We start from the raw sequence: 26,357 nt of genomic DNA, 5'->3' as shown, positions 1-26,357 counted from the left end.
TTTTCTTCGTAATTTCATACGGTGGCGCAGAATCAAGCATCCTAATGCGTCGATTCATACGACTGCACCATGAAATATCGGCTCTGCCGGTTGAACTGACTCTAGCGCTTGATCAACCTTCGCAGCACTGTTTGGTTGGACTGCATGCGCTCCTGAATTTCGCCGCTTCCCCCGTCTTTGGAAAAAAAAGCTGATTTCACCACATCAATATCGTCAGCAGTAGGAACATGGCCATCATCACGACTAATTGAGACCGCATAATATTTCTCTGCCGCAAGCGTTTGAAGTGAAACAACAACGCGCAGCGCACGTCCATCGTGAAAGGCTACCCCATGATCAACGGGTGACGGCACAGGCTTCCAGCCTTTTGAGAGTTCTTTGGGGAGAGCTAAACTTAACTCTCGCAACAAAAGAGTCTCCTCTCTTGTTTCTGCCATCGTTTTCTTTAGCGAGTCATCGTCCAATACAATTTTTAAATTATCACCCAAACAGCCTTCGAACAAGCAGCAACGTCACTATCCCAGTATTTAGTTGAAAAAAGGTAGGCCACTGTCGGAGGGTGGAGGAAAATCGATGCCGCATAGCAGACCTTCATCGACTCTGTTGTCGCAATCGTTGTCTTCCTTATCACATACTTCTTCGAAGTTTTCGGTACGGCAAACCATGCCGCGGCCATTATCGCAGCGATACACTGAAACCGTGCAGTCCGTTGCCTCGCCACAAGACTGACCGTTGAGAGGATCGGCTTCATCTGTTCGCGTATCCCCATCGTTGTCGAGGCCATCACATACCTCCGTATCGCCCGGATCAACACCGACAATCTGTGTCTGCCCGCAAGCAATAAGACCCAAAATCAGAGCTAAAGCGGATACTGAAATCCCAATTTTATATGCAGCAAACAAGACGACAACCTTTCAGAAAGACTAAGTCAGGCTAGCACAAACTTCGACCCTGTAAAAAACAGAAAAAACACCGCCTTCATCACGAAAGCAGCGTTCTTTCTACTCAGCAACTAAGCTGCGTACGGTTATTTATCTGCTGGGGGAGCTCCGCGTCCACATGGACCGCTACCGTCGCACTGCCCGGCTCCTGGGCCCCAGCCCGGACCACCTTTGCCCCGATGGAAACGTTTTTTCATACGTCCCATTTCAAGCAACAACTTGGCTTCTTCCTTGGGACTAAGCACAGTAGCCAATGCAGCAAACTGAGCTTTGCGAATGCTATGCATAGCATCATGTGCAGCGCCTAGCTCTTTGATGAGTTTTGTGTATTCGGCATCACTGGTCGAATTCGAAGCAACAAGCTTTGCTAACCTTTGGTGAGCATCACGAATTTTCCCTCGGTTGTCTTGGTGTTGTTTGTCGTATTTTGCAAATACCGCTTCAGCTTTTTTTGCTTTGGCTTCCGTCAGTCCTACTTTGTCCCGTAGAAGCTTAGCGCGCATCTCAACCATTTTGGCGTGACGCTGTGCTCGAAACTCTTGTCTATTCATGCCCGATCGGCCTCTTCCCGGACCAGGTTGCGCTAATGCGGGATTCACAAGCACCGCCGCACTGCCAAGGAAAAAACTCGTTATCAATATTCGTTTAAGGTTCATCTCAACTCTCCTTTGACTCAATCTTTGATTAGTAAGTGCCGCAGCTTCGGTAAGTGTTAAAAAAATAGAATGACTTTTTAAAATTCATCGTAAGCCATCTCAATCGCAAGCTGCTCTTCTTCGTCAAGACCCGCATGCAAAGTATCGATGCCAAACAAATCAACACTGGCTACAAGCGCCATATCTTCAAGTTCTTCATCGCTCCATGTTGTAGTGCTTTGTGCTGCCTCATCACCATTCGACTCTTCGCTATCACGAGGAACAACGACCCGCGATTGAACACTCGCAACTTTCTTTAGGTTCTTATGCTCGACGGGAGCCGGCAAATGAAACGCCACTAATAATGCAAGCGCTGCAGCCAATGCACCTGGAGTTATCCATATCCAACTCCATGCCCGCTGCTTTGGCTTCCGGCTATCTGGAATCTGTGCAGCGTAACGCCCCAGCTGCTGCTCCTCTGAAACACTTAAGCCCGAAGCACTTTCATCAAATACTTGCTGCACACGCATCTCAAGCTCCGTGATCGAGGAATGATTTTTTTTATTTTGATCCATAATCATACGCTCCTCATTCATTTTATGCCTTGTTCAATTTCTTTAAAGAGCAAGATGCAAAAGCACTCGCGCAGATCGTTCACTTATCTTTAATGCTTCAGCTATCTCTGCGTAGCTAAGTTTCGCATCAAGACGCAACATCGCCACTTGGCTGCGTTTGCTTGGCATGCTTGCCAAAATTTCTCGAACCCGAGCAGCCATTTCCTTCGCACCAAGCATTTCATCGGGCTGGGTATACCGTCGCCTATCGCCGTATTCTGCCTGTCGCTTTGCTCGTCGCTTTTCTGAGCGCAGCAAAGTTTTCGAACGCTTTACCGTGATACCTGCCAAAAACGCCCGTACACTGCCCTGTTCTTTAACCGACGACAAACGCATGTATGCAAGGACAAGACTTTCTTGCACGGCGTCTTTAGCGAGCTCCGGATCGCTGCAAGCACGGGCCGCTAAACGGTGCAGCATTTCAAGATGAGGGCTAACAAGCTTTCGAAAAGCTATCCCATCACCTGAAATCGCCGCACTCAACAAGACTTGCTGCTCAAGGGCAGCGCTCAGTGGTTCCACCCTTAGGCCTCCTGCCAATTTTGCCGCAAATGCGAAATGAACTGCTGGATTTTGCATCTCAAGAGGTACATGCCGCCAACTATCGCTTTGTTAAACAAATTGTCACAGCTCTTGGGAGCTATTTGATATAGAGTATAATTATCAACAAAACATGCCAAAATTGGCATGTTTTCGAACAAAAAACGCCAATTTTGGCATGTTTCAGCGATCTATGGATCAAGCTAACCGCAAGCAGCCATTTCAAAATTGATCTTTTCTCGCTTTTCGCAGACTCTGCCGAAAATTCTTCCAAAATCACATAGGATTCACAATGGCAACAGTCTTGGTGCCCAAAGAATGGCAGCAACATGAAAGCCGTGTTGCAGCAACTCCCGAAACCGTAAAAAAGCTATGCAAGCTTGGCTTACAGGTATGCGTAGAAAGCAATGCCGGCCAAGGCGCATTTATTAGCGATGAGGACTACGTAAACGCAGGCGCAAGCATCGTTGAGACCTCGGCCCAGCAATGGAGCTCCGCAGACATCATTATCAAGGTGGCCCCGCTTGGACAAAACCCTGTGCTTGGAGCGCACGAAGCTTCGCTCATCAAAGAAGGAGCATTGCTCATCGCTTTGCTTGCTCCCTTTGACAGCAAAGACGCCATCATCATGCTAAGAGACCGAAAGGTCTCGTCCTTGCCCATGGAAATGATCCCACGCATCAGTCGTGCGCAAAGCATGGATGCGTTATCGTCACAGGCAAGCATCGCGGGTTATAAAGCTGTGCTGTTGGCTGCCGCACACCTGCCATCGCATTTTCCATTGCTCATGACCGCGGCAGGCACCGTCAAGCCCGCAAAAGTAGTGATTATGGGCGCTGGCGTTGCTGGCCTTCAAGCCGTAGCCACTGCAAAACGACTTGGCGCTACAGTCGAAGTCTCTGACATTCGGCCCGAAGTTCAAGAACAAGTAGAATCGCTGGGAGCTAAGTTCATTGACTTACCGGAACTTGAAAGCGGCGCGGGCACAGGCGGCTACGCCAAAGAAATGGGACCTGAGTTTTTGCGCAAACAGCGTGAAATCGTCAGCGAACATATCAAACAAGCCGATGTTGTCATCACCACAGCGCTTGTTCCTGGAAGACCTGCACCAAAGCTTGTAAGCAAAGAGATGGTGTCTTCCATGAAAAAGGGTTCGGTGATTGTCGATCTTGCCGTGGCCGCGGGTGGCAACTGCGAATTTTCAGAGCTCGACAAAACCGTCGTTGCCGAGGGTGTCACCATCATCGGCGATTCCAATCTGCCTGCAACGGTGTCAAAAGACGCAAGCCAGCTTTATGCGCGTAACGTATTCACCCTTCTTGAACTCATGGTTAAGGATGGAAATATTAGCCTCGATCTCGATGATGAAATCATCGCTGGCACTTTACTGACTTATCAAGGAAGCATCCGCAACGATCGGATCAAACAACTTATTGAAGGAGGCAACTGATGGCGACGGGAACTCTGCTCATTGGCCTTTATGTATTCGTTCTTTCTTGCTTTGTAGGATTTGAAGTCATTAACAAAGTCCCTCCAACGCTGCACACCCCTTTGATGTCAGGTGCGAATGCTATCAGCGGCATCACCATTGTGGGAGCCATCAGCGTGGCCCATAGCGCGGAGCCAAGTTTAGCCAACATCCTTGGCGCTGCAGCCATTGTCCTTGCAACAATTAACGTAGTAGGCGGTTTTGTCGTAACCGACCGCATGCTCAAGATGTTCGGAAAGAAGCGCTAAGATGGATTCTTTTAGAACACTTTTTTTGCAAGCACTTTCCACGAGGACTTTGTGGCTTCGGCTTACGGCCTCGCTCCTCGTCGGCAAGTACTCATGTACGTGCCTCCTCGTCACTCGGGCGCGCTCGACCCCACAAAGTCCTCGTGAAAAGATATGTTTGCTAACTTCAGCGCAGTCTCACCATTATGAAGGAGTACGCTAAAGATGTCAGGCTCGGAAATCCTTGTTCAACTCCTTTATATTTTGTCGGCAAGCCTTTTCATTTTTGGCTTGAAGAAGCTCTCGCGCGTCAAAACTTCGCGCGCGGGAAACAATCTTGCTGCCTTTGCCATGTTCTTGGCCGTCGCTGCTACTTTGCTCGAACTTGGCATTGTCGATTACCGCTGGATTCTTTCGGGCATTGCCCTTGGTAGCGTCATCGGCACCGTCATTGCCCTTCGCGTTCCGATGACAGCCATGCCGGAGACCGTTGCTATCTTTAACGGTTTTGGTGGCGCAGCTTCGGCACTCGTTGCGCTAGCCGTTGTATTCAACGACTGGCTCGCTGATCTTTCAGCAAGTGGAATCACCCTTGCCAAAAGCTCTGGTGAGACCGGCGCAGTTCAAGCCCTTACGATTGTGCTTTCGATTCTGATTGGTGCAGTCACACTCTCCGGAAGCTTTGTTGCCTATCTCAAGCTCAACGGTAGCCTCAACAACGGCAAACCTATTTTGCTTCCAGCGCGACACTTCATAAACCTTCTTTTGGGAGCAGGCATTATCGCGGTCGGAGCCTACTTTGGCTACCTGACAAACGAGCCAAACCACGCACTACTAAGTCTTTCTATATTTACAGTCGCCAGTCTTGTGCTTGGTATTTTGCTGGTCATTCCCATTGGCGGAGCCGACATGCCGGTTGTGGTATCGTTGCTCAACTCCTATTCAGGTGTGGCGGCCTGTGCGGCAGGCTTTGTCATTCACAATAACGTACTCATCATCGCTGGTGCGATGGTTGGTGCCGCTGGCTTGATTCTTACCGAAATCATGTGCAAAGCCATGAACCGATCACTACTTAACGTCTTGGTGGGCGGCTTTGGTGGCGATGATGCTGCAGCGGACTCAGGCTCGCAGGAGTACACCAACATTCGCTCTTGCGGCGCAGAAGATGCGGCCATGGTTTTGGAGTCAGCCACCAGCGTTGTTGTTGTGCCAGGTTATGGACTGGCTGTTGCCCAAGCCCAACATGCAGTACGCGAGCTCGCGACCCTTTTGGAAAAGCGCGGCTGCAAAGTTACCTACGCCATTCATCCTGTGGCCGGCCGCATGCCAGGACACATGAACGTGCTCCTAGCCGAAGCAGATGTTCCCTATGAGAAGCTCTTGGAACTTGAGCAAGTCAACCCTGAGTTTAAGCGTACCGACGTAGCCATCATTCTTGGCGCCAACGACGTGGTGAATCCCGCTGCCCAGGAAAACAAAAACAGCCCTATCTATGGTATGCCTATTTTAGAAGCCTACAACGCCACAACAGTATTCGTCGTCAAACGAAGCCTCGGCGCAGGCTATGCCGGCGTCAAGAACGATCTTTTCGACCGCGACAACACCACCATGATCTTCGGCGACGCCAAAGCCGTCCTCCAAGACCTCGTGCGTGAGGTTAATGAGCTATAGCTTTCTAAAAGCCATCGTTAATGATGTTGTAGCTTGTAGAACAAGTCGAATACCGCAGCTAAACCCTCGCGACTAGCTTCATCCTCAAACGAGTAACCTGGTTGCGGTATAATTCTAACGTGGTTCGGATTGTTGGGAAGCGGCGTATGCACCACATCAAAGCCCGCATTTCTGATATCCCCACGAAGGCACCGGATATGCGATCCCCGGCTTTACGGCGCGACCCAGCAACGAATTGATTTCCGGCTCGAATTCGAAAGACGTTGCGATTCCGGCGGATTTACCTGGCGTTGTTACCTCGCCAATAGCGATCCGATCTTGCGGTTTGAGTATAAAACGATTTGGGTTGCTGGAATTCCCTGCCATAACAATAACCTCGTTGTCAGGTACTACCGCTATGGTGTCTAACAACGGCGCAGCCACGGTTGCCACGGGAGCAGCTACGGAAGCAGACGAACCAGTGAGGCCTTCTTCGGCTTCAAACGCAACCGATTTCAGTGCTCGAATGCGCGGCGCGGTGGCTGCGAAAATGAACATGAAGTCGATGGCTTGCGATTGAGCTGCTCCGTTGATTTGTTGCGGTGTGGCTCCCAAGAACCCTGAAATAATCCTGCCACCACCCGTGGGTCCAAATTCAACATCTTGCACGACTTGACCACTAAGAGAGAACCAAGAAAGCAGAAGCGATAGTTCCAGCCTATTTATAAAAGGTGTTTCCTTTGTCGTCGCAGGCTGGCATTCACCAAAAGTTGGACACCAAACCGGTGATGGCGCAGCGGTTTCCCAGCGGGGAATGGTCTCGCTAAAGGCACATTCGCTTCCGTCTCGAGGACCACTGTATTCTTGTCCATCGAAACCGAGGTAAATGCGGCCTTGGTTTTCGTAGCAAATGACTCGCCCTTGAAGATTACCTTCCGCATCGGCGTATTGTCGGATGAAGCCATCCACTTCGACTTTCATTTCCGCATCGGCAATCTCTTCAGGAATCGACGCTAAACAGCGTGTTGGAATCCAGTGAAGCCATGGACTGATTTGGGCGTACCCGCCATCAAAGGCGTAAACGCCCACATCTTGTCCGTTAAAAACGCGCGAAATATCTTCAAAGTTACCCCACTTGTTTATGGTGGTAATCAGACAACCCTCAGGGGATGCCGCAACCTTGGTGCTAAAAAAAGGCTCTGGATCATGACTTATATCCACACCCTCAAAATCCACCGCATCACGTGGCAAAAAGACATTCAAGCGATGAATCTGGACCCACCATTCGTTGACGCCATACACTTCAACGTCGCTCCCGCTTGACACTTGATCTTCTTCAATCTCCGCTAAACCACCACCCTCAATACCGTAGATGTACTTTGAGCTGTCCGTCTTTGCTTTGGCCGTCCATAGGGCTTGGCCTTCCTCGCTGATGGCATCGTTGCTTTGACCTCCCTCGAAGGAGGAGAGCGGACTACATCCACTTAAGAAAGTCGCGAAAGACACTACGAGTAACGAAATCAGGCAGAAACCTATAATACAAGATTGTTTCTTCATCATCGCTAAGCAGATGCATATTTCATGCCATCGCCATAAAATTAGAGATGAGGGGAAGCGCGGTACGCGTTCAAGGAGAACGCCATTCAATCATTGACCATTTTCACGATCTCTCTGAATGAAACTACATCCTGCGACCTAGCCCACAGGGTCAACAGTTCCCTTGAGGATTATTATGTCACCACTGCCTAAAAGAAGTTGGAGAACAAGAATTGATGGACGGCAAAGGATACTCGTAAACTAGCTTAGCTGTCCTCGCCGCCGCGCCGCCAGTTTGGCAACGGCTGCGGCGCGGGTGTGTACGCCAAGTTTTGCTCGAAGGTGTTCGATGTGCGTGCGCACAGTGCTTGGACGGATGGCCAGCCCGGGGCCTTGTCAAGCTGAGTTTGCATCGCAAAGCAGCAGTGCAAGTATATCGCGATCTCGGTCACAGCCCTGGGCCTGCCTGAAAAGCGCCGCATCAGAAATCCAGTAGCGTGAAGAGGGCGATGGCATCAGCAAATCGGCTACAGTCTTGTGTGTTTGCTGTGATAAGACGTTTGACGTTGTGTGCCAGCATCGTCGCAACAATATTGGCATCGTGAATGGTTTTGACTTGGCAACTAAATTTTGCTTGGGGACTGCTTGGGGACATGCTCACGACGAATCACTGATGTTACATTCGAAATGTTATAAACTCGATCGCGAAACCTTAAGGAAAAGGTGTCGCGATCGTACATATAAACATGTGCGATCATTCTGTTATTTAGATCGAAGCATGTCCCCAATTTAAGCGTCGCTTGCATACTTAAACGTTGCGGTGAAATGGCGCAGGGCAGGAGGCTCGTGGGTGATTCGCAGGCCCACAAGAGAGCTGCGGCGCTGCCAGACGCGTTCGGCGACTTCGACCACGTAGTCGATGTGGCTCTGAGTGTAGACGCGCCGCGGGATAGCTAGGCGCACGAGATCCATAGCCGCAGGTATCTCGCTGCCGTCGGGCTTTCGTCCAAACATCACCGTGCCGATTTCGCAGCTGCGCACACCGCCTTCGCGGTAGAGCTCAAGCGCAAGGGCCTGACCCGGATAAGATAACGGCGCAATGTGCGGTAGCATCGCCCGAGCATCAATGTAGACAGCATGCCCGCCGACCGGAACCATGATGGGGATCCCCAACTCCCGCAGTTTCTCACCGAGGTACTCGCTGGAGCGCACGCGGTAGCGCAAATAGTCGTGATCCACCACTTCATGCAAACCCTGAGCGATGGCTTCCAGGTCCCGGCCGGCCAGACCTCCATAGGTGGGAAAGCCTTCAGTGATCACCAATAGGGTGCGGCACTTATCGGCCAATGCATCGTCGTTGAGTGCGAGCCAGCCACCAATGTTGGCCAAGCCATCTTTTTTTGCCGACATCGTCATGCCGTCAGCACACGCGGCCATCTCGCGCGTGATCTCGCTGACCGATTTATCGGCGTACCCTGCTTCGCGTTGTTTAATGAACCAGGCGTTTTCGGCAAAGCGGCAGGCATCAAGAAACAGCGGGACGCCATGACGCGAGCAAATTTCTTTGGCCTGTCGTAAGCAGGCCATACTCACGGGCTGTCCGCCGCCCGAATTGTTGGTGATGGTGATCAACACCAGTGGAATACGCTCAGGTCCATGTTCTTCAAGGAGCGCTTCGAGGGCATCGGTATCGAGGTTGCCCTTGAAAGGATGCTGCGTGCTCGGTTGTTTTCCCTGAGCAATCAGCAGATCCAGCGCCCTAGCGCCCGTGTGCTCAATGTTGGCGCGGGTGGTATCGAAATGGGTATTGCTCGGAATAATTTTTGCCGTGGCCGGCCACCACCGAAAATAGAATTTGCTCCGCAGCACGTCCTTGATGCGTCGGAATCACGTGCTTAAAAGAAAAGAGCTCCTGCACGGCTTGCTGAAAACGCAGGAAGGAAGGAGAGCCGGCATACGACTCGTCTCCTCGCTGGATGGCAGCCCACTGCTCGGCTGACATGGCGCCGGTGCCTGAGTCGGTCAACAGATCGATCATGACGTCATCGGAGCGAAGCTTAAATAAGTTTAGCCCAGCTTCCTGCATGAACCGTTCACGCTCTACGCGTGTGGTCTGACGCACAGGTTCCACACTTTTGATTCGAAACGGTTCGATGATGACGCGAAAAGGTACTTCCGCTGGCTCTGCCTCAGCTAAGGATTCAGGATTCATCGCACCGATCTACAGGAAAATCGTCCAACCAGCCACTACAGCTCAGCCCATCGGCAACTCCGTGAGCGAGCCAGCGAAAGAGCAAAAGTGCCAACCAAATTTGTGCCTCTGAAATCATTATAGAAATGACAATCTCTGCATCAACCAAGCAACGCGTTCAAACACTCTGCACCGCAGTCACGTAATCCGGCCGGTGTTGATAGCGCTCGGGCATCAGCGCTTCGTTGTGTTTAGGCGCCGGCAAGGTCAGTGATTTCACAAGCTGAAGGCCTTCCCGCGGAAACGCCGGGGTGTTCAATAGGGCTTCGCCATCGGGCGCATAAAAACACCAGCTGTATTTGTGTTTGCGCAGGGTAAAGCCATCTTCATGCACCGCGCGATGATGCTTTGTGCATAGCAATATCAAGTTATCCAGCTTGGTCTCGCCTCCATACGCCTAGTGTTTGATGTGATGTGCATGCAAAAACTTGGTGTGCGTGCAGCCCGGAAACTTGCAGCCTTGGTCGCGTAATCTCAGTGCCCGCGATATAGCCGGCGGAATCGTGCGTCTCCTGCGGCCAATATCAAGCACATTCCCGCCCTATTACTTGGGGACATGCTCGTCGCGAATAAGCAACGCAATCTCATGCAGTTACAAAATCGACCACGAGACCTTTTTCATCTGAACGGTTCCGCGGTTGCATCTCTAAGCCACTGCAATCATTCTTGAATTTGAGAAGGAGCATGTCCCCATGTAAAGCCACTTATTCAATCGGACTTCAAAGCGATGACTGCCAGATACAGGACTATTCGATTAGCTAGCTTTTGTGTTTCATGTAAACTTCCGGAACGCTAGGGCGGAAAACATTCAAGCTCTTCGATTTGCTCGGGGGTGGTGTCCCATGGCCAGCAGGAACCCTCTGTTCCCGGCACGCATTCTTTAGCACCAGCGTACCAGGTGCAATACAATGAGCAGTGCGCAGGGCTTCCGTGGCGCTGGGAACAATAGGGAAGCCATACTTGCATCCGCAATTCATCGCACACTTCCTGAGTGGTGAACGCGCTATACACTTCCGACCGAGTAGAACTGAATGTTAAATAGGAGCAGCTCGGCAGCTCTTCAAAAGCTGGCAGCTGCGTTGTGTCCTGCCCTGCACGAAGCTCTCGACCCAAAGCCTCGATGCTTTTTCGATGCCCCACGACATTTGCAAATGCTTGCAGACCCGAAGGGGGATCGTTGCCGTCTGCATGAACGATACCCCGGGAATCAATGGCTAGAATTTCGTCCAACGCATAGCGAAGCCTATTTGAAGGTAAAGTCACCATACCGTTTTGAGCTTCAGTTGAAACAAGTACGGGTCCACCAGAATCTCCCTTGCAGGTCGTTAAAATGTTTGAGAGCACAAGAAGTTGGCTTGCATTGGGCAGGCCTTCGTTTGGCCAATCGAAGACACCCGCCCGCTTGCTTCCTAAGCCACTACCACTGTAGTTCCAAGGCAATCCCCCGTTACACAAAGAATCCCCGTAGCCCACAAAGAAGGCAAGCTTTCCGGAATCCGCTTCTGGGTAGCCTTCAGCGATGTGCGGAATCGGTTGTCCATCGAGTTGCTCAGGACATAGCGTATAGGCAAGTTTGGCTACGGTAAAATCCCAACGCCCGGCCGAGAGCAAATCGGTAGTACCGTTATTCGGAGAGATTCGTATTTTTTTGTTTTCGAGCACCGGCAGATAAGCGTGCTTGCGTGAACCATCGACTGTGGGCACATCAAACCGCACAAAATAGCGAAGCCCTTCTGTGGTTGGATAGCTTTGTTCTTCATAATCAAATACATGTGCCGCAGTGAGAACAATATTGCTGCATTCATCGGAAAAGCTTCCATCGTCATCAGGTATGCGAATCAATGTGGCGGTTGCCGTTTTTTCAAAATAGCGATCGGGAGACCAGCTAAAGATGGCCCCTACGGCCGGCGCCACGTGGTAGGCTGGGTCAATCACACCATGCTGCGCGTACATCACCGCATCGTTGTTTTGCGAAAACTCAGCGCTCGTCTCAGCCGCGCAACTACAAAGACTTATCCATGCTGCGGCTAGGGCGGCTCGATGCCATGGTTGCATGTGCTCATGGGACATCTTCGGGTACAGAGCAAGAATTGATCCAAGTAATCCGAGCAAATTAACTATGGATTTCAATGAGCTCTATAACTCAAGGGTTACCATCACTGGGGTTGAGTGCCCCAGCATGGGTAGTTGTGCTATGGATCCTGTGAAATCGTAGCTCATTGTCGCTTCAGTTGAGCAGACAAATTTGGCATGTTTATAGAGAAAACATGCCAAATTTGGTCTAAAGCAGATCGAGCAAAGGGTCTTTGGGCCTGTCTACCTTGGCACGCTCACACCCAAAGGATTCAAGCGAAAAACAACAAACCTACGTGGGGACATGCTCCTTCTCAAATTTAAGAATGATTGCAGTGGCTTAGAGATGCAACCGCGGAACCGTTTAGATGAAAAAGGTCTCGCGGTCGGGTTTGTAACTGCATGAAATTGCATTGCTTATTCGCGGCGAGCATGTCCCCAAGTAACCAAGTAAGCATTAGGGACAGTTGCTTAGTTGGCTGATCCAAGCGCTCAGAAGACTTGCACCATCCTCATCGATGATGTTGCTTCCAAGGGGTGGCATACCCAGTTGATCGCGGCGCTGCATTCGCAGAACAAGAAGAGATGCATCGGGAAGTCCAGGGGCCAGTAATCGCAGTCCATCGACTTTAATGGTGGTATCGGTGGGAAGTTCGTCGCAGATCTCTGCATCCGCTAAAGATGTCGTGAAGCGAAGATCCATGATGGAATTGGTAGGCCCTCCGGGGCGGTGACACTGGCTGCAATTGGTATGCAGATAGGCTCTAGCACGATTCTCCAGGCTCTCGTTTTCGTCTTGAGGATTAGGCAATAGCGGCATCAGTGAAGGGTCAATACTGTCTATCGATGTAAACATTCCGATAGCTGCAAGCGTCGTGAGCTGATTGCCCACAAGCTTACTGCTCTCGTAGAGCAGATCTTTGTTCAGCTGTGCTGTTTCGAGTCCAAGACTGCGTCCAGATGCATTGGTATGGCATTGCAGACACTGCGCCGAACTTGGGTAAATCCAAGTTTGTCCTGCAACGTCCCGCGTTTTGCCATTGCGAAGCCAAGTAGCGTCACTTTGATCGTCGTTCCACTCGTAGCTGTACCCTGCCCAATTGCCGTCTTCATGCCGTACGAGTAAGCGTGTCTCAACACGCTGATCGGCAAGATCGAAATTCTTCAAAAGCACCGTTCCAACCGGAAACTCCCAGTCATCGTCACTTCCAATTGTAATACGCGTGCCATCGGGAATGGTGAAGTACCGCGTCTTTAGCGCTCCGTCCGACCAAAAAAGGGCATTGATATCGTAGGGGATCATCCCTGGGTCGGGTGTCTTGGGATCTTGCGGATCCACACATCCGGTTTGCGAAAGCAGTTCTGGTACCGTTAAGGTGTCAGTTTGTGCACCAGCAACCAGCTGGTAAATGCCGCCTGTGCCATAATCGAGAATGTAAATCTCACCATTGTGATCCTGAGCAAAGGACGAAATAGACAAACCACTGTCTACGAGCATGTCTTCTTGAAAACCACCATCGCCATCGGGGCCTACCTTCCAAAGGCGCCCTGAGACAAAATCACCATAGACAAACGCATCGGATAAACTGGGAATCGTTTGCCCACGGTAGACAAAGCCACCTGTGATCGACTCACCCTCACTATGATCGTATTCAGCCACTGGATCAATCAAGCCTGAGGCATCGCAGTTTTGAGCCGAAAAACAGTGCATGCCTTCACGCGTATTCCAGCCGTAGTTGCCTCCAAGCACAATACGATTAACTTCTTCCCAGGTTTCTTGTCCTACATCCGCAAGCCATAGCTCGCCTGTTAAACTATCAAAACTCCATCGCCAAGGATTACGCAAGCCCCACGCATAAATTTCAGGGCATCCACCATCAACATCATCACAGCTTGAGTTTGCAAAAGGATTGTCCGCCGGAATGCCGTAGGGGTTCGCACTGTCGACATCAATGCGCAAAAGGGCAGCAAGCAGCGTGCGTGGATTCTGACCATTTGCATTTGGATCGCCGCCGCTTCCACCATCACCAAAGCCGATATAGAGAAAACCATCGGGACCGAAAGCGATGTTGCCTCCATTGTGGTTATCGTAGGGCTGCTCAAGAGTCAGGATGACTCGCTCTGAATTGCTATCAAGCGAGGTACCATTGGCATTGACGGTGTAACGCGAGATGCGCGATCGCATGGGTGCATTGCCAAAAGTAAAAGATAAAAAAACGTAGTTGTTGTTTTCAAAATCGGGATGAAAGGCCATGCCAAGCAAACCCGCTTCACCGGGAACACTATTGATTGCGGCGCTTAGATCCACAAGGTCCTGAGCGCTGCTTGCTGTGGCTTGGTTGTCAAACACCTTGATTCGACCATCTTGCTCCACGACGTACCAACGCGAATCATCATTCGGAGCCTGCAACATGGCCACTGGTTTACTGAAGCTTAAATTCTCAAACACGCGCTCTACCGCAACACTGTTGGCAAAGACCGGGCGCTCAAAGGCCACACAGTTGCTATTCTGAGGACGTTCACTAAGAGCATGATCGTCCGGTGCGCGCTTTACTCCCTCACCGGAAGGACTGCATCCAACAGCAAAGCAAAAGCATCCACTCATAAAAAAAGCCACCGAGCGCTTCATTGGGTGCATAGACGCAGCCTAACCTTGATCAAGCGCCAAGATCAAAACTATTTGCAGATGGTCGAATAAGCCGGAGGATGTCGGTGCGAAGCAAAATTAAACAACGTTCGCTTGTACTTGCGTGCCAAGGCTAAATCGCACTCGGCAACAATCAGTTCATCTTCTTCGCTTTTGCTCTGAGCCACAATTTGCCCCGAAGGTGAAATAATAGAGCTCGCCCCGATCATGGGCACCCCTTCTTCATTGCCTGCTTTGGCAGCAGCAGCCACCCAGCATGCATTTTGATGTGCGCCAGCTTGCATCACCAGCTGATGATGAAACACCGCAAGCTCATCAATTTCAGGAAAAGGTGGATAGTGTTTTGGTGTGTTGTAGCCAAGCGCAATGAGCTCTACCCCTTGCAAGCCCATCACACGGTAGCTTTCAGACCAGCGACGATCGTTGCACAAGCACATACCAAAGCGCATGCCCAAAGCATCCCAGACAGAAAAACCATCGCCACGCTCGAAATAGCGTTGCTCAAGATGTTGAAAAGGCCGATACGACTCAAGCTCAGCATGCCCTGGCAAATGAACTTTACGATACTTCGCTACGATAGTAGCTGAAGCATCAACGAGAATCGATGTGTTGTAGTGCCTGGAATTTCCATCGTCATCGCTAGACAGCTCCGCATAGCCTAAGACAAACGCTATACCGAGTTTTTTTGCACCATCAAACAACGGCTTCGTTGATTCATTTGGCATCGAACGCTCAAAATACGCGTCCATCTCCGAGCACTGCTCAACGTACCATCGCGGAAAAAACGTCGTTAATGCAAGTTCTGGAAAAACCACCAATTCACAACCTTGCAAACTGGCATCTTCCAAGTGCTTGACTAGCCGTGCTACAACTTGTTTTCGACTATGATGTTTTTGAACCGGACCAAGTTGGCCTACACCAATAACAATCTTATCTTTCTGAGTCACACTGATTCCTTTGAAATCAACAAAGGCATTAAGCCTGAGCAAGTTCCATAAGTAGGTTGAGTAAAATATTGGCCCCGGCTTCAATATGCTCTGGGCTACTGTATTCCTTCACGTTGTGACTAATGCCAGCTTTGCTTGGAATAAAAATCATGGAAGATGGACACATTCGAGCTAGCATTTGAGCATCGTGACCTGCTCCACTTGGCATGCGTTTAACGCTGTGGCCAAGCTCCTTGGCAAAGGATTCAATGCGATTGACCAGCACATCGTTAAAAATAACCGGATCAAAGCGAGCCAGTGTTTTAGAACTGCATTCAAGTCCTTCTTTTTCACACAATTCGTTAATAAAACTTAAAGTCTGTTGCTCAGAAAACTTTAGCTTTTCGTTATCGGTATTTCGAAGATCAACAGTAAATACTGCATGGTTGGCAATGACGTTAACAAGATTGGGCTTAAACTCCATACGCCCCACGGTAGCAACTTGATCGTCGCCAACTTTTTCGGCCAACGCACGCAAAAAACTTGCCACTTGGCAAGCAGCATAACCAGCATCATGCCGTAAACGCATCGGGGTGGTCCCAGCATGGTTCGAGACACCCTTAAAGGTATATTCGGTCCAGGAAATACCTTGAACACTTTGCACCGCACCGATAGTGATTGTCTCTTCCTCTAGAACAGGTCCTTGTTCAATATGCAGCTCGACAAAAGCAGTCGGGACCAGTTGTCCTTCGCTTATCCAATCTCCGGCATAGCCGATGCGCTGCAAATTCTCTTGAACCGTCGTGCCATCGATTCCTCGAACGGCTAAAGCCGTCTCAAGCGCAAGATCCCCTTGAAAAACCAGACTACCCATCATGTCCGGAGCAAAGCGACTTCCTTCTTCGTTGGTGAAAAAGGCAACCCCAAGCGGTCGTTTGCTTTGAATACCAAGATCGTTGAGCGTGGCAATGACCTCAAGACCTGCCAATACGCCCAGATTGCCATCGTAGCGGCCTCCGGTACGAACGGTATCGATGTGTGAACCTGTCATAACGGGCGGTAAATCTTCTTGCCCCTCGCGTAGCCCCAGAACATTGCCGATGCGATCGATCTTAACTTCAAGACCAAGTGATTTCATCAAGCCTACAACGTAGTCGCGTCCAGCTTTGTCTTCATCGCTAAGGGCTAGACGACAGACGCCGCCACCGTCGATGGCGCCAATCTGGCCCAGCTCATCAATCCATCCCAATAAACGCTGCTGATTAATCTGTTGCATCTACTTCACTTTGCCGAATTTCATCACCACTCCTACCGACGATATGTTTGTACAACTCTGGGTCCGTATCGCCCTCTGTTCCAAAAAACAAGACGCAAGAGTCGCTATCAAGTTTCAGATGCCGCAAAAGTTCGGGCTGCTGTGCAGCTGAGCAAAGAGCTGCCACGCCGGCCACCGCTGATTCGCCTGCCACAAGGGGACGATCCTTGCCCACTCCCGTGGCCAGCAAACGCATAGCCTGCGCGGCGCCTTCGTCCGCAATACTAATAAAGGCATCCGTACCAGTTTCGAGAATCTGCCAAGCCAAGCTCGAAATCTCACCACACGCAAGGCCTGCCATGATGGTATCCAGCGCACCGTGCACCGCCGTGGGTTTGCCTGCTTTGGCGCTCTGAATCAAGCAGTCTGCTTTGTCGGGCTCAACCACGATAAAACGTGGCCGCTTCTGCCCATAGCGTTGCCACAAATGAGCACACACCGAAGCTGCCATTGCCCCGACCCCACCTTGAACAAACACATGCGTTGGAAAAACACCCGCGGGCAGTTGATCAAGCGCTTCTTGCACCATGATGGTATAGCCCTGCATCACATCTTTGGGAATCTGCGTATAGCCTTCATAGGAAGTGTCTGAAACAATAAACCATCCGTTTTTTTTTGCATCCGCAGCAGCTTGTTTCACCGCATCATCGTAGTTTCCCGGATGGCGCACTACTTTGGCTCCGTACGCAGCAATCGCTGCTTCGCGTCCTTTGCTGACATGCTCATGGATGTAAATCACGCAACGGCAACCGAAAATCTTAGCGCCCCAAGCGACCGATCGGCCATGATTGCCGTCCGTAGCAGAACAGACCGTGATGCCTGAGACCAACGAGCGGTGCTTACCCTGAGTGATCTGTTGTGCACTTGGCTTTAGGCCGCCGTCATGTTTAGCCACCTGTTCTGCTAACAATTTGTAAACAGCATAAGCCCCGCCCAAGGCCTTAAAACTACCCAAAGCAAAACGACTGCCTTCGTCTTTGTAAAGAACATGCTTCACACCAAGCGATGCAGCCAAGCCGTCAAGGTTACGCAAAGGCGTGGGCTGATAACCCGGCCATGAGCAAATCTCTTGGCTGGCTTGCTCGTAGGCTTTCAGACTAATGACGCTTTGCTTGTCGCTATCGTACTCCAGCGCCGGGTTGGCCTTGGGATTGTCGTAAAAGGAAGTTACCGGGGGAAAAATTAACTCAGCCATGGTCGCCTACAACCTCAGAACTTTCTTTGGTAACTTTTAAAAGCAACCAAGGGAAAAACCAACCGGCCATGCCATAACACACCGCACTCGCCAAAATACCAAGCACAATGGCTTGCATGCCCCAAATACTAAAGTCCATCACTTCGCAAAGCAGGACCACGAAACTGCATCCCGTGATGGAACTCACGGCTGCTCCGGGCCCGGGACGTGAGACATAGTGGCCAAGCACATAAGGCACAAAAGCACCGGCTGCTCGGAAGGAAAAAGAAAACATAAGCAGCGCCACGATGCTCTCAGCATGAAACAACGTCACCATAAGCGCCATGAGCGCCACCACCACCATCGTCCAACGGGTTAGCTTCAGAATCGACTGCTCGGTTGCCTTCGGATTAATCTTCTTGGCATAAATATCATTGGCTACGATCGAGCCCGCAGCAAGCAAATCCGAATCGGCACTCGACATGGTAGCCGAAATAAGCGCCGCAAACACAATGCCAACAAGCCATTTGGGAAAAGCCTGAACGGCAAGCAAAGGCAGCACATAGCGGGCGCCTTCACTTTCGATTAATGCGCCGTCCATCAGGCCTCGCTGCACCATGGAATAAGCAATGACGCCTAGGAGCGCCGGCATGAAGGCAAAAAACACATAGCTCAGCGCTGCCAAGATCGAACCCCAAGCTGCTGCTTTTTCATCGCGCGCAGCGAAATAGCGCTGAACACTTTCCTGACCAACGGCGAAAGATGCGAAGTACATGATAACCAGAGTTACAATCGTCCCAAGTCCCGTGCCTTCGGTAAAGCTGGCCTTAGCTTCCGGTAGGCTACTCATCACCGCAGAATAGCCACCAGCAACATCAAGAGCGAAAGGAATCGCCAGCAAAAGCCCTCCAACAATCAAACACCATTGGATGATATCGGTAAGCGTCACAGACCAAAGACCGCCAAGCACCGAATAGACCGTAACGACAGCGCACACGATGATCGCCGAGAGAGTAAAATTGAAGCCGGTCATCACCGATAGAATCACAGAGGATGCAATGAACTGCGTCGCAGTGAGCCCAACAAGCGGTATGATAAATAAGAAAGCCGAAAGCAGTCCGGTTTTTTCGCCGTAGCGCTTCGTGAAAAACTCAGGCACGGTTCTTACTTCGCTGCGACGCAAGCGGGGCGCCACCACCGCAAGCAACACCAAGGTAATGGCCATGGCCAGCACATACCAGCCGGCGCTCATCCCCCACTCACCAAAGGCCTTTTCGGCCACACCCATCGAACTGCCGCCGCCGGCTTCGGTTGCAGCCAAAGTCCCGGCCATCATAAAAGGCCCTAACCTACGCCCAGCCACCAAAAAGTCGTCGTTGCCCTTAACTTTTTTTGAAGCGTACCAACCCACCCCAAGCATCGCCGCCATGTAGATCAGCACAATTGCAATGACGATGAACGAAGGATTCACACCATACTCCTAAGATGAAAACGAAAGCTTGAGTTTGAAACGTCCAGGACCAATCAACGCCAAGGATATAAACACGATCCCAAGTTCAATGGCGTGCGAAGCCACATTAAAGCCATCGCCTTTGGAAAGGTGCATCGTTGTTGCCATCAACATGGTAGCAGCCATGGCCAGCGCAGCAGGCACAAAAGCAACGCCGGCAATCAAACATAAGCCGCCGCCGAACTCAGCAAGACCTGCCATCAAGCCCCATGCCTGAGGCAAAAAATTAATGCCGATAAGCTGCATCACACTACCAAGCGCTTGCCACTTTTCTGGACCGCCAAGCAATTTGGGATAGCCGTGCACCATGAAAAAAACGCCAATGCCTAAGCGCAACAGCAAAAGCCCGAGATCTCGATATTTTGGAGTCATGACGCTTTGAAATACCGAATTTTTTCGTCCCTGGCCACTGGCATGAAAGAGGCACAAAACATGCCAATTTTGACATATTTTATGCTAAGAAATAGCCATTTATGGCATGTCCGGTTTTTTCGACCAGTAACGCAGATCGTTGGACAAGGTCTCCAAATAGAGCAAACGATGCCGGCGAAGCATCGTTTCAAAGTCGCTTTGCCCCGGATTCAATAAAAAGCCCAAGCCAAGCGTAACACCTGAAAAAAAAACCTCCTGTTGCAAGCAAGGCAAAATTGGGATTGCCACTTACTGGATCAGCAAACACAGTCGATGCCAACACCGCGGTGGCTACACCAAGAACAGGTCCTGCAATACCAATCACATGCGCCCAAAGAGAACGCTGCTGCAATGCCTCTAAATCTTCAGAAAGCTTTTCTTCCATCTTGCTATCTTGGAGGCGCACAAAATGAAGGTAGTACGTATAACCATCTGCATCATTTGAAAAACAGCGTCGATTCCCCATGGCAGGATGAATCGCCATTGGTACATTCAGGCATTTGGACTCAACGTCATCCTCGGCCTGAGCACGCGGAACAACGAACGCGAGCAGAACGGCACTAAACAGAAATTGACACTGAAAAGCCCATCGCATAACGGCTAAACTAAACACTCCTCGAGAAAACAAAACAGACTACGAAAAAATCTTTTCTAACTTTGCCAGAACTGGAGACAAAAGGTCCACATTGCAGTGATGGGCCGTGAGATGCCCCAGTTTTCGCTTGGGGGCTTGCTCTTTGCCATAACGATGGAGTCGCACGAAAGGAAGGGAAAAGAGCTCATTGAGCGGCGGCATCTGCCCAAGGAAGTTGAACATCACACTCTTGCCTACGGCCTCACAACTTCCAAGCGATCGGCCACAAATTGCACGCAGATGATTTTCAAATTGACTGCAGCCAGCCCCCTCAAGCGTCCAGTGCCCTGAGTTATGCACCCGCGGCGCGATTTCATTCACACAGAGCTCACCGTTCTTTTCAAAAAACTCGATTGTGAGCACGCCACGATAATCAAGGTGTTTTGCAATTTTAGTAGCGTAGCTCGAAGCGCTCGCAAACAAAGCTTCTGATACCTTTGGCGCAGGCGCTTCACTCCGAAAAAGAATGCCCTCGCGATGAACATTTTCCACGAGTGGATACCATGCAAGCTGATCATTAACTCCCCTCACCATCACCAGAGAGACTTCACGATCAAATTCACATTTTGCTTCAGCGATACACGGACGTGATATTAGAAGCGCTTGAGCTTGCTCAAAGTCAGCTTCGCTTCTAACCCAAAGCTGACCTTTTCCATCGTAGCCCGCGGTGCGTGTTTTAATCAGAAATGGAAAGTGAAGCTCTTCAGCAACTTCAACGAGACTTACCGTTGAGGGAAGCTCCATAAAAGGGACGACAGGAATGCCAAGCGATTGCACAAACTGCTTCTCAAGCAAACGATCTTGAGCCAGGCGCAGTGCTTCCGGAGCAGGATGGAGCGTTTTATGCTTCGATACTTCAAGAAGCGATGCATAGGGCAGATGCTCCATTTCGTAGCTAAGCAAGTCCAAATCATGACTGGCCTGTAGAATCGATTGCGGATCGGCATAGTCCACCTTACGAAACTCAGTGACTTGCGCTCCACTTGACCGTTCATCGTGTCCTAGCACGACACACTGAATGCCTATGCGATGTCCGTCCATCGCAAGCATGCGCGCAAGCTGACCGTCGCCTAAAATACCAACCTTATTGAAATCAGGCATCGCTCGGATCGTCGGGAACGGAATCACTTTGTTGTTGACGAAACGCACGGAGCGCTTTGGAAACTTCAGCATCGTGCACTTCGAGTATCGCGGCAGCAAAGAGCGCAGCGTTCTTTGCGCCGGCTTCACCAATGGCAAAAGTTGCTACAGGAATACCGGCTGGCATTTGCACAATCGAAAGCAACGAGTCCATCCCAGAAAGAGCGCTACTTTTGACAGGCACACCGAGCACTGGCACGGTGGTATGTGCCGCTAGCATACCGGGCAAATGAGCTGCCCCACCTGCACCAGCAATGATCGCCCTAAGGCCCCGAGCCTCAGCGCTTAGTGCATAGTCGCGCAAGCGCTCGGGCGTACGGTGCGCCGAGACCACCTTGCTTTCATGCGAAATCCCTAAGTCCGAGAGGAGCTTTGCAGCATGTTGCATCGTGGCCCAATCCGAAGTCGAACCCATCACAACGCCAACCTGCACTTTATTGTTTTTGTTCATTATCCACGCCTTTTGGGGCTGCTTACTACGGCATGACGGCTTTTTCCAGCACCTGGAGACTGAACGATCTCTACTGAACGCAAAAGCGTGCTAAAAGAGCCTTCCTATTAGTGCTCACGCCGCGCCAGAGCACGCTCGATTTGCCAATTTTCAAGACGACACCCATGCTCATTACACACGATCCAGCAAAAGCCGCTGATTTTCTTCGCAAAGGAGAACTTGTCGCTTTCCCTACGGAAACTGTCTACGGCCTGGGCGCCTCGATTCATGACGAAGCAGCCGTTCGCGCGGTGTACGCCGCCAAAGGTCGACCGCTGAATCACCCACTGATTGTGCATATTAACGGCATGCAAGGACTGCAGCGCTACTTCAGCAAGGTTTCGGAACATGCACAACTTTTGGCAAAGCACTTCTGGCCCGGACCGTTGACGCTTGTTTGCAGCAAGAGCGACGAAGTACCTAACATTGTAACCGGCGGACAGAAAAGTGTAGCTTTACGATGGCCAAGACATGCGCTTGCTCAACACATGCTCGAACTCCTCGATCACGGTGTTGCAGCACCGTCCGCAAATCGCTTCGGTCGAATAAGCTCCACTACGGCCGAGCATGTTCGCGAAGAATTTGCAGATGCCATCTCTTGCGTGCTGGACGGCGGACCTTGTGCGGTTGGCCTTGAATCCACGATTGTCGATGTTCGCAGCGAACAGCCTCATATTCTAAGAGCGGGAAGCATTACCCAAGATATGATTTCGGAGCTGCTGAAGGTCTCTGCCGAACAAAAAAGTGAAAGTGATATTCGCGTACCCGGCCAACTTCCTTCACACTACGCACCGTACACGCCCCTGTTTGTTAGCGAAAGCGAGCACTTCAAACAGACAGTCGATACCATTCGAGTGCATTACAAAAACTTGGTTCTTTTGGCATCGTCTTGTCCGAGCAGCTCAAAAGCAAGCGATCTGTTTTTTAAATTGCCAGCCGATCCCGAAGTTTACGCGCATCAATTTTATGCCTTGTTGCGTAAAGCAGACAACAGCAAAAAAGACGCTATCGTTATTGAACTACCGATAAAACACGGTATCGGGCTAGCCATACGCGATCGGCTTAGTCGCGCACAACATCGATAAGACGATTCTCACAAATAGCTCTCATCACTGGGGTAGCTATATCCTGCAGCGAATCCCTTAAAGCAAACAACAGGAGCATGCACCATAAGGCATACCCCTGCTGTTCTGACTTTTACTAGCCTAGTACTAGTACTTACTTAGTAACCGGCTGTGTTTTCTCTTTAAACGGATTCTTCGGAGCTACGTTTGCTTTTGGAGCAGGTGCTTTAGGAGCATTTCCGCCCGCTGCTGCTTTTGGATGCATCACTTGAGGATGACCCTGAGGCATACCCTTCATACCATGCGGTGGAGCCATGCTCATCGCTGGCGCTGCAGCACCTTCTTTTGCTTCAATCAACTCAACCTCAAACACCAAAACTGCGCCGCCAGGAATCTTAGGTGGACGACCACGCTCACCGTAAGCTGCCTCAGAGGGACAAACAATCTTAGCACTGCCGCCCACTTTCATCTGTTGCAGGCCTTCGGTCCAACAAGGGATGACGCGGTTCAAAGGAAACTCAGCAGGCTGCCCGCGTTCTTTGGAGCTGTCAAACACCGTACCGTCGGCAAGGGTGCCGTGGTAGTGAACTTTAACTGTATCGGTTGCTTTGGGTTGAGCGCCGGACCCAGGTTTGGTCTCAATGTAGACAAGACCGGATTCAAGCTTCTTAGCGCCTTGCTCTTTGGCCATTTTCTCAAGAAATGCAGCACCCTTTTTCTTCTCTTCTTCGGCTTGCTTTTGAGCACGCGTCTGAGCAAGTTGTTGAACCTTGGGGCCGAACTCATCCATTTTAACTTTGGACTCGGTACCATTGACTGCATCGCGGATACCATCAAACACAAGGCCCAACTCAGACTCACTTAGTCCGAAGTTTTTGACGTTGCCACCTATAAGCTGGCCAAGGGCATAGAGGGTTTTTTGATCCTCGGTTTTTAGACCATCCGAGGCTCCGCCTTTTGTGATCTGCTGGATTTTATCGCAACCGAGCAAAGCAATTGCTGCGAAGACTAGGATTAAGGTATTCTTTTTCAAAACAAGCTCCTTTTAAAGGCCGGAAGTTACGAGGACTCAATGTCCACGCAAACTTATAAAGTAACCGGCGCAGAGTAGCCAGCTTCGCAGTAAATTGTCCAGCCACATGCTTTGAGAGAGGGCTCAAAGCATAAAATGCCTATCATTTTAGGGACATCAACACGCACGCGTCGAGATACGCTCGACATACGCGGGATCCAACTGAGGATAGTGCTTAAGCTGTTTTCTGTAGCAGCTCATATCAAGGGCCTGCTGGCCATAGGCCAAGACCCGGTTGTGCAAATGCGGTAAGGAAAAACTAATCGCACATCCGGACTCCAGTAGATACTTTTTTGTGAACTTTGCTTCGCGAAGATCGCCGTGATTGATAATCAACAAGCCGCCGGGACGGGTCAGATTCCGTAGAGTGTTAAGCCACTCTACTTGAGCATGCATGAGTCGTACCGGTTGCTGATCACGTTCGGTAAACATGTCTTCAATCACAATATCAAAAGGCTCGCCTTGATAGCGACGAGCCCAAGCAACACCGTCATCAAGAATCAAGTCCTGGTTTTTGTCATTCAAATCGAAAAATTGCTTTGCGATATGCAAATGAACACTATCAATATCAACCCCCACCAACTTTCGCGGCGCAAAAACACGACGATACATATGGAGCAAAGCACCGCCTCCGACACCCAAAACAAGAACACGCTTGATATCTCGATCAGCTCGTAAAAAAGCTGGCAGGAACAATAAGTCCCATACACTTCCGCCAAGGATACGGTCCGGATGATAGGCGGTATGCAGCACACCGTTTCGATACAAACGCGTTGTGCGACCAGCAGACCGCACTTCATAAGTGGATCCGTTGTTTGATGTTTTAAATAAAAGGGACAACGGGTGGACTTCGATAAAGGTTAGGAAGCGTCTTCAACTGGCACCAATGCGATATCCAGTGGAGGCGGAGCTTCAGAGCGAGTGGTCGAACCATTGATAACGCCACCTTGATCCACTTGAAGGCTTTGATACACGGCCTCCCCCTGAATCACTCCGCTCGCTAACATACGCAGCGCACCGTCCACGATGACCGCGCCCTCGATCCGACCCGCTACCGAAACCTCCGTGCCACGCAACTCGCCTTGAAGCACACCACTCGGGCCGATCGCCACGGGTCCGGTCGCTTTTATTGTACCGTCAACAACACCGTCGATTTGAAGTTCTCCGCTGACTTCAATCTGTCCAATGATCACGGTTCCTTCACCGATTACAGTGCGTTTTTGATCCCGTTTCTGGAACATAAGCCCTCCCCTTACTGCCCAGTAAACTAACAAAAGCAGAGAGTGACAAGGCTTTAAAACCGTTGGTTGCGATCAATTCGCTGGGCGTAAGCGATAATGACGAATTCGCTCGGTTTGTTTGACCAAAAGCGGGCTTCCAAAATAACGATCCGTGTAGGCCTTCTCGACTTCCCGATCACAATCATGGAACAAAACGTCCACATCCGTATGGCGGCGCGCTAAGACCGAAGCCGTATAAATACTTTTCATGCGTCCTGGGCGACGCGGATTGCCGCCTTGAGGACTATCAACGTAGATGACGTCCCAAGCGGTCGAGAGCACTTCGTCCGGAAGGTCTTCCATAAAAAGCAAATCTTGACGGTTAAGCAAACGTTTCCAAGCTGAACGCTTTGTCTCGTAACTTACCTGGTGCACGACCATGTCTGGAATGTGCTCTTTACTTACTTTGATCCATTCAGGTTCGTGCTCGATAAAAACCGTACGGCCACCCTTGTTGGCATCGATCCAGATTTGCGAGTCCTTGCCCACACCAAAAATCAAAAGGTTGCACGGGCTCTTCGTTAGGATCACATCGCGAAAATATCGATACTCACCTTCGGTACCCTGCCCGGGGTTGTTTCGAACTAAATCTGCAATGCCCTCGTCGCTATAACTCTGTGTCATCATCGCCTAAACCCCGGGTGGACAAAGATGTCCATTTCAGCCTTAACATGCTATGAATCCGCCGTCTTTAACACACAAGTCTAGGACATTCAAGCCAGCCCAAAACTAGACGCC

General features: G+C 50.5%; 27 protein-coding genes and 1 pseudogene. 4 read left to right on the top strand and 24 right to left on the bottom strand.

Going from position 1 to position 26,357, the window contains the following annotated elements:
* Nucleotides 1-101: 101 nt before the first annotated feature.
* The 5 genes from IPJ88_05995 to IPJ88_05975 form a co-directional block, all read right to left on the bottom strand.
* Nucleotides 102-437: a hypothetical protein gene (locus tag IPJ88_05995; protein ID QQR91277.1), complete on the bottom strand. Its 336-nt coding sequence runs from the start codon at nt 435-437 to the stop codon at nt 102-104.
* Nucleotides 438-527: 90 nt separating this feature from the next.
* Complete coding sequence (locus tag IPJ88_05990) at nt 528-902, bottom strand: hypothetical protein (protein ID QQR91276.1); 375 nt, start codon at nt 900-902, stop codon at nt 528-530.
* A gap of 125 nt (nt 903-1,027) precedes the next feature.
* Nucleotides 1,028-1,597 (bottom strand): periplasmic heavy metal sensor, encoded by a 570-nt coding sequence (locus tag IPJ88_05985; protein QQR91275.1) that lies wholly within the window; start codon nt 1,595-1,597, stop codon nt 1,028-1,030.
* A gap of 77 nt (nt 1,598-1,674) precedes the next feature.
* Complete coding sequence (locus tag IPJ88_05980; protein ID QQR91274.1) at nt 1,675-2,151, bottom strand: hypothetical protein; 477 nt, start codon at nt 2,149-2,151, stop codon at nt 1,675-1,677.
* A gap of 42 nt (nt 2,152-2,193) precedes the next feature.
* Entirely contained in the window at nt 2,194-2,712 is a 519-nt protein-coding gene (locus IPJ88_05975) for a sigma-70 family RNA polymerase sigma factor (protein ID QQR91273.1), read from the bottom strand.
* A 310-nt stretch (nt 2,713-3,022) separates the two neighbouring features.
* Between IPJ88_05975 and IPJ88_05970 the strand changes: the two genes are divergently transcribed.
* From IPJ88_05970 to IPJ88_05960, 3 genes are all read left to right on the top strand, one after another.
* Nucleotides 3,023-4,180 (top strand): Re/Si-specific NAD(P)(+) transhydrogenase subunit alpha, encoded by a 1,158-nt coding sequence (locus IPJ88_05970; GenBank protein QQR91272.1) that lies wholly within the window; start codon nt 3,023-3,025, stop codon nt 4,178-4,180.
* The gene (locus IPJ88_05965) at nt 4,180-4,467 is read left to right on the top strand and encodes an NAD(P) transhydrogenase subunit alpha (protein QQR91271.1); all 288 of its coding nucleotides are present in this window, start codon (nt 4,180-4,182) and stop codon (nt 4,465-4,467) included. The genes IPJ88_05970 and IPJ88_05965 overlap by 1 nt, the downstream gene beginning before the upstream one ends.
* Before the next feature lie 204 nt (nt 4,468-4,671).
* Nucleotides 4,672-6,117, top strand: a complete 1,446-nt coding sequence (locus tag IPJ88_05960) for an NAD(P)(+) transhydrogenase (Re/Si-specific) subunit beta (protein ID QQR91270.1) — start codon at nt 4,672-4,674, stop codon at nt 6,115-6,117.
* A gap of 156 nt (nt 6,118-6,273) precedes the next feature.
* On the opposite strand, the gene IPJ88_05955 is transcribed toward IPJ88_05960, so the two are convergent.
* The 15 genes and pseudogenes from IPJ88_05955 to purE all read right to left on the bottom strand — a co-directional run bounded on the left by IPJ88_05955 (nt 6,274) and on the right by purE (nt 22,164).
* Complete coding sequence (locus tag IPJ88_05955; GenBank protein QQR91269.1) at nt 6,274-7,602, bottom strand: hypothetical protein; 1,329 nt, start codon at nt 7,600-7,602, stop codon at nt 6,274-6,276.
* A gap of 291 nt (nt 7,603-7,893) precedes the next feature.
* Nucleotides 7,894-8,016, bottom strand: a complete 123-nt coding sequence (locus IPJ88_05950; protein QQR91976.1) for a hypothetical protein — start codon at nt 8,014-8,016, stop codon at nt 7,894-7,896.
* Nucleotides 8,017-8,113: 97 nt separating this feature from the next.
* The gene (locus IPJ88_05945; GenBank protein ID QQR91268.1) at nt 8,114-8,287 is read right to left on the bottom strand and encodes a hypothetical protein; all 174 of its coding nucleotides are present in this window, start codon (nt 8,285-8,287) and stop codon (nt 8,114-8,116) included.
* Nucleotides 8,288-8,421: 134 nt separating this feature from the next.
* A pseudogene (locus tag IPJ88_05940) lies at nt 8,422-9,844 on the bottom strand (tryptophanase).
* A gap of 157 nt (nt 9,845-10,001) precedes the next feature.
* Nucleotides 10,002-10,217 (bottom strand): hypothetical protein, encoded by a 216-nt coding sequence (locus tag IPJ88_05935; protein QQR91267.1) that lies wholly within the window; start codon nt 10,215-10,217, stop codon nt 10,002-10,004.
* A 458-nt stretch (nt 10,218-10,675) separates the two neighbouring features.
* Entirely contained in the window at nt 10,676-11,938 is a 1,263-nt protein-coding gene (locus tag IPJ88_05930; protein QQR91266.1) for a hypothetical protein, read from the bottom strand.
* A 475-nt stretch (nt 11,939-12,413) separates the two neighbouring features.
* The gene (locus IPJ88_05925) at nt 12,414-14,594 is read right to left on the bottom strand and encodes a PQQ-dependent sugar dehydrogenase (GenBank protein ID QQR91265.1); all 2,181 of its coding nucleotides are present in this window, start codon (nt 14,592-14,594) and stop codon (nt 12,414-12,416) included.
* 38 nt (nt 14,595-14,632) lie between these two features.
* Complete coding sequence (locus IPJ88_05920) at nt 14,633-15,532, bottom strand: N-carbamoyl-D-amino-acid hydrolase (GenBank protein ID QQR91975.1); 900 nt, start codon at nt 15,530-15,532, stop codon at nt 14,633-14,635.
* Between the two features lie 46 nt (nt 15,533-15,578).
* Complete coding sequence (locus IPJ88_05915; protein QQR91264.1) at nt 15,579-16,805, bottom strand: M20 family metallo-hydrolase; 1,227 nt, start codon at nt 16,803-16,805, stop codon at nt 15,579-15,581.
* A complete protein-coding gene (locus tag IPJ88_05910) occupies nt 16,792-18,039 on the bottom strand; it encodes a diaminopropionate ammonia-lyase (protein QQR91263.1) in 1,248 nt (415 codons plus the stop codon). Before IPJ88_05910 ends, IPJ88_05915 begins: the two co-directional genes overlap by 14 nt.
* On the bottom strand, nt 18,032-19,489 hold the full coding sequence (locus tag IPJ88_05905; protein QQR91262.1) for a sodium:solute symporter family protein: 1,458 nt from the start codon (nt 19,487-19,489) through the stop codon (nt 18,032-18,034). The genes IPJ88_05910 and IPJ88_05905 overlap by 8 nt, the downstream gene beginning before the upstream one ends.
* Before the next feature lie 9 nt (nt 19,490-19,498).
* Complete coding sequence (locus IPJ88_05900) at nt 19,499-19,900, bottom strand: DoxX family membrane protein (GenBank protein ID QQR91261.1); 402 nt, start codon at nt 19,898-19,900, stop codon at nt 19,499-19,501.
* A gap of 187 nt (nt 19,901-20,087) precedes the next feature.
* The gene (locus IPJ88_05895) at nt 20,088-20,534 is read right to left on the bottom strand and encodes a hypothetical protein (protein ID QQR91260.1); all 447 of its coding nucleotides are present in this window, start codon (nt 20,532-20,534) and stop codon (nt 20,088-20,090) included.
* A gap of 39 nt (nt 20,535-20,573) precedes the next feature.
* A complete protein-coding gene (locus tag IPJ88_05890) occupies nt 20,574-21,674 on the bottom strand; it encodes a 5-(carboxyamino)imidazole ribonucleotide synthase (protein QQR91259.1) in 1,101 nt (366 codons plus the stop codon).
* Nucleotides 21,667-22,164, bottom strand: coding sequence for a 5-(carboxyamino)imidazole ribonucleotide mutase (purE, locus tag IPJ88_05885; protein ID QQR91258.1), 498 nt, complete (start codon nt 22,162-22,164; stop codon nt 21,667-21,669). The genes IPJ88_05890 and purE overlap by 8 nt, the downstream gene beginning before the upstream one ends.
* 164 nt (nt 22,165-22,328) lie before the next feature.
* Between purE and IPJ88_05880 the strand changes: the two genes are divergently transcribed.
* A complete protein-coding gene (locus tag IPJ88_05880) occupies nt 22,329-23,288 on the top strand; it encodes a threonylcarbamoyl-AMP synthase (protein QQR91257.1) in 960 nt (319 codons plus the stop codon).
* A 133-nt stretch (nt 23,289-23,421) separates the two neighbouring features.
* On the opposite strand, the gene IPJ88_05875 is transcribed toward IPJ88_05880, so the two are convergent.
* The 4 genes from IPJ88_05875 to IPJ88_05860 all read right to left on the bottom strand — a co-directional run bounded on the left by IPJ88_05875 (nt 23,422) and on the right by IPJ88_05860 (nt 26,246).
* Nucleotides 23,422-24,240 carry an FKBP-type peptidyl-prolyl cis-trans isomerase gene (locus IPJ88_05875; GenBank protein QQR91974.1) on the bottom strand — a complete coding sequence of 273 codons (819 nt, stop codon included), beginning with the start codon at nt 24,238-24,240 and terminating at the stop codon, nt 23,422-23,424.
* 216 nt (nt 24,241-24,456) lie between these two features.
* A complete protein-coding gene (locus IPJ88_05870) occupies nt 24,457-25,134 on the bottom strand; it encodes a methyltransferase domain-containing protein (protein QQR91256.1) in 678 nt (225 codons plus the stop codon).
* A 65-nt stretch (nt 25,135-25,199) separates the two neighbouring features.
* Nucleotides 25,200-25,580 carry a polymer-forming cytoskeletal protein gene (locus IPJ88_05865; GenBank protein QQR91255.1) on the bottom strand — a complete coding sequence of 127 codons (381 nt, stop codon included), beginning with the start codon at nt 25,578-25,580 and terminating at the stop codon, nt 25,200-25,202.
* 72 nt (nt 25,581-25,652) lie between these two features.
* Nucleotides 25,653-26,246, bottom strand: a complete 594-nt coding sequence (locus tag IPJ88_05860) for a hypothetical protein (protein ID QQR91254.1) — start codon at nt 26,244-26,246, stop codon at nt 25,653-25,655.
* Nucleotides 26,247-26,357: the final 111 nt, after the last annotated feature.

It is taken from the genome of Myxococcales bacterium (assembly GCA_016699535.1).
In the GTDB taxonomy this organism is placed as follows: domain Bacteria; phylum Myxococcota_A; class Polyangia; order Polyangiales.
This window is presented reverse-complemented; position numbering and strand designations above follow the sequence as displayed.

Bases quoted from the DNA above. Each gene is read 5' to 3' on its own strand.
- IPJ88_05995 (QQR91277.1), bottom strand. From the start codon at position 437: ATGGCAGAAACAAGAGAGGAGACTCTTTTGTTGCGAGAGTTAAGTTTA.
- IPJ88_05985 (QQR91275.1), bottom strand. From the start codon at position 1,597: ATGAACCTTAAACGAATATTGATAACGAGTTTTTTCCTTGGCAGTGCG.
- IPJ88_05980 (QQR91274.1), bottom strand. From the start codon at position 2,151: ATGGATCAAAATAAAAAAAATCATTCCTCGATCACGGAGCTTGAGATG.
- IPJ88_05970 (QQR91272.1), top strand. From the start codon at position 3,023: ATGGCAACAGTCTTGGTGCCCAAAGAATGGCAGCAACATGAAAGCCGT.
- IPJ88_05965 (QQR91271.1), top strand. From the start codon at position 4,180: ATGGCGACGGGAACTCTGCTCATTGGCCTTTATGTATTCGTTCTTTCT.
- IPJ88_05960 (QQR91270.1), top strand. From the start codon at position 4,672: ATGTCAGGCTCGGAAATCCTTGTTCAACTCCTTTATATTTTGTCGGCA.
- IPJ88_05945 (QQR91268.1), bottom strand. From the start codon at position 8,287: ATGTCCCCAAGCAGTCCCCAAGCAAAATTTAGTTGCCAAGTCAAAACC.
- IPJ88_05930 (QQR91266.1), bottom strand. From the start codon at position 11,938: ATGCAACCATGGCATCGAGCCGCCCTAGCCGCAGCATGGATAAGTCTT.
- IPJ88_05925 (QQR91265.1), bottom strand. From the start codon at position 14,594: ATGCACCCAATGAAGCGCTCGGTGGCTTTTTTTATGAGTGGATGCTTT.
- IPJ88_05915 (QQR91264.1), bottom strand. From the start codon at position 16,805: ATGCAACAGATTAATCAGCAGCGTTTATTGGGATGGATTGATGAGCTG.
- IPJ88_05910 (QQR91263.1), bottom strand. From the start codon at position 18,039: ATGGCTGAGTTAATTTTTCCCCCGGTAACTTCCTTTTACGACAATCCC.
- IPJ88_05900 (QQR91261.1), bottom strand. From the start codon at position 19,900: ATGACTCCAAAATATCGAGATCTCGGGCTTTTGCTGTTGCGCTTAGGC.
- IPJ88_05895 (QQR91260.1), bottom strand. From the start codon at position 20,534: ATGCGATGGGCTTTTCAGTGTCAATTTCTGTTTAGTGCCGTTCTGCTC.
- IPJ88_05890 (QQR91259.1), bottom strand. From the start codon at position 21,674: ATGCCTGATTTCAATAAGGTTGGTATTTTAGGCGACGGTCAGCTTGCG.
- purE (QQR91258.1), bottom strand. From the start codon at position 22,164: ATGAACAAAAACAATAAAGTGCAGGTTGGCGTTGTGATGGGTTCGACT.
- IPJ88_05880 (QQR91257.1), top strand. From the start codon at position 22,329: ATGCTCATTACACACGATCCAGCAAAAGCCGCTGATTTTCTTCGCAAA.
- IPJ88_05865 (QQR91255.1), bottom strand. From the start codon at position 25,580: ATGTTCCAGAAACGGGATCAAAAACGCACTGTAATCGGTGAAGGAACC.
- IPJ88_05860 (QQR91254.1), bottom strand. From the start codon at position 26,246: ATGATGACACAGAGTTATAGCGACGAGGGCATTGCAGATTTAGTTCGA.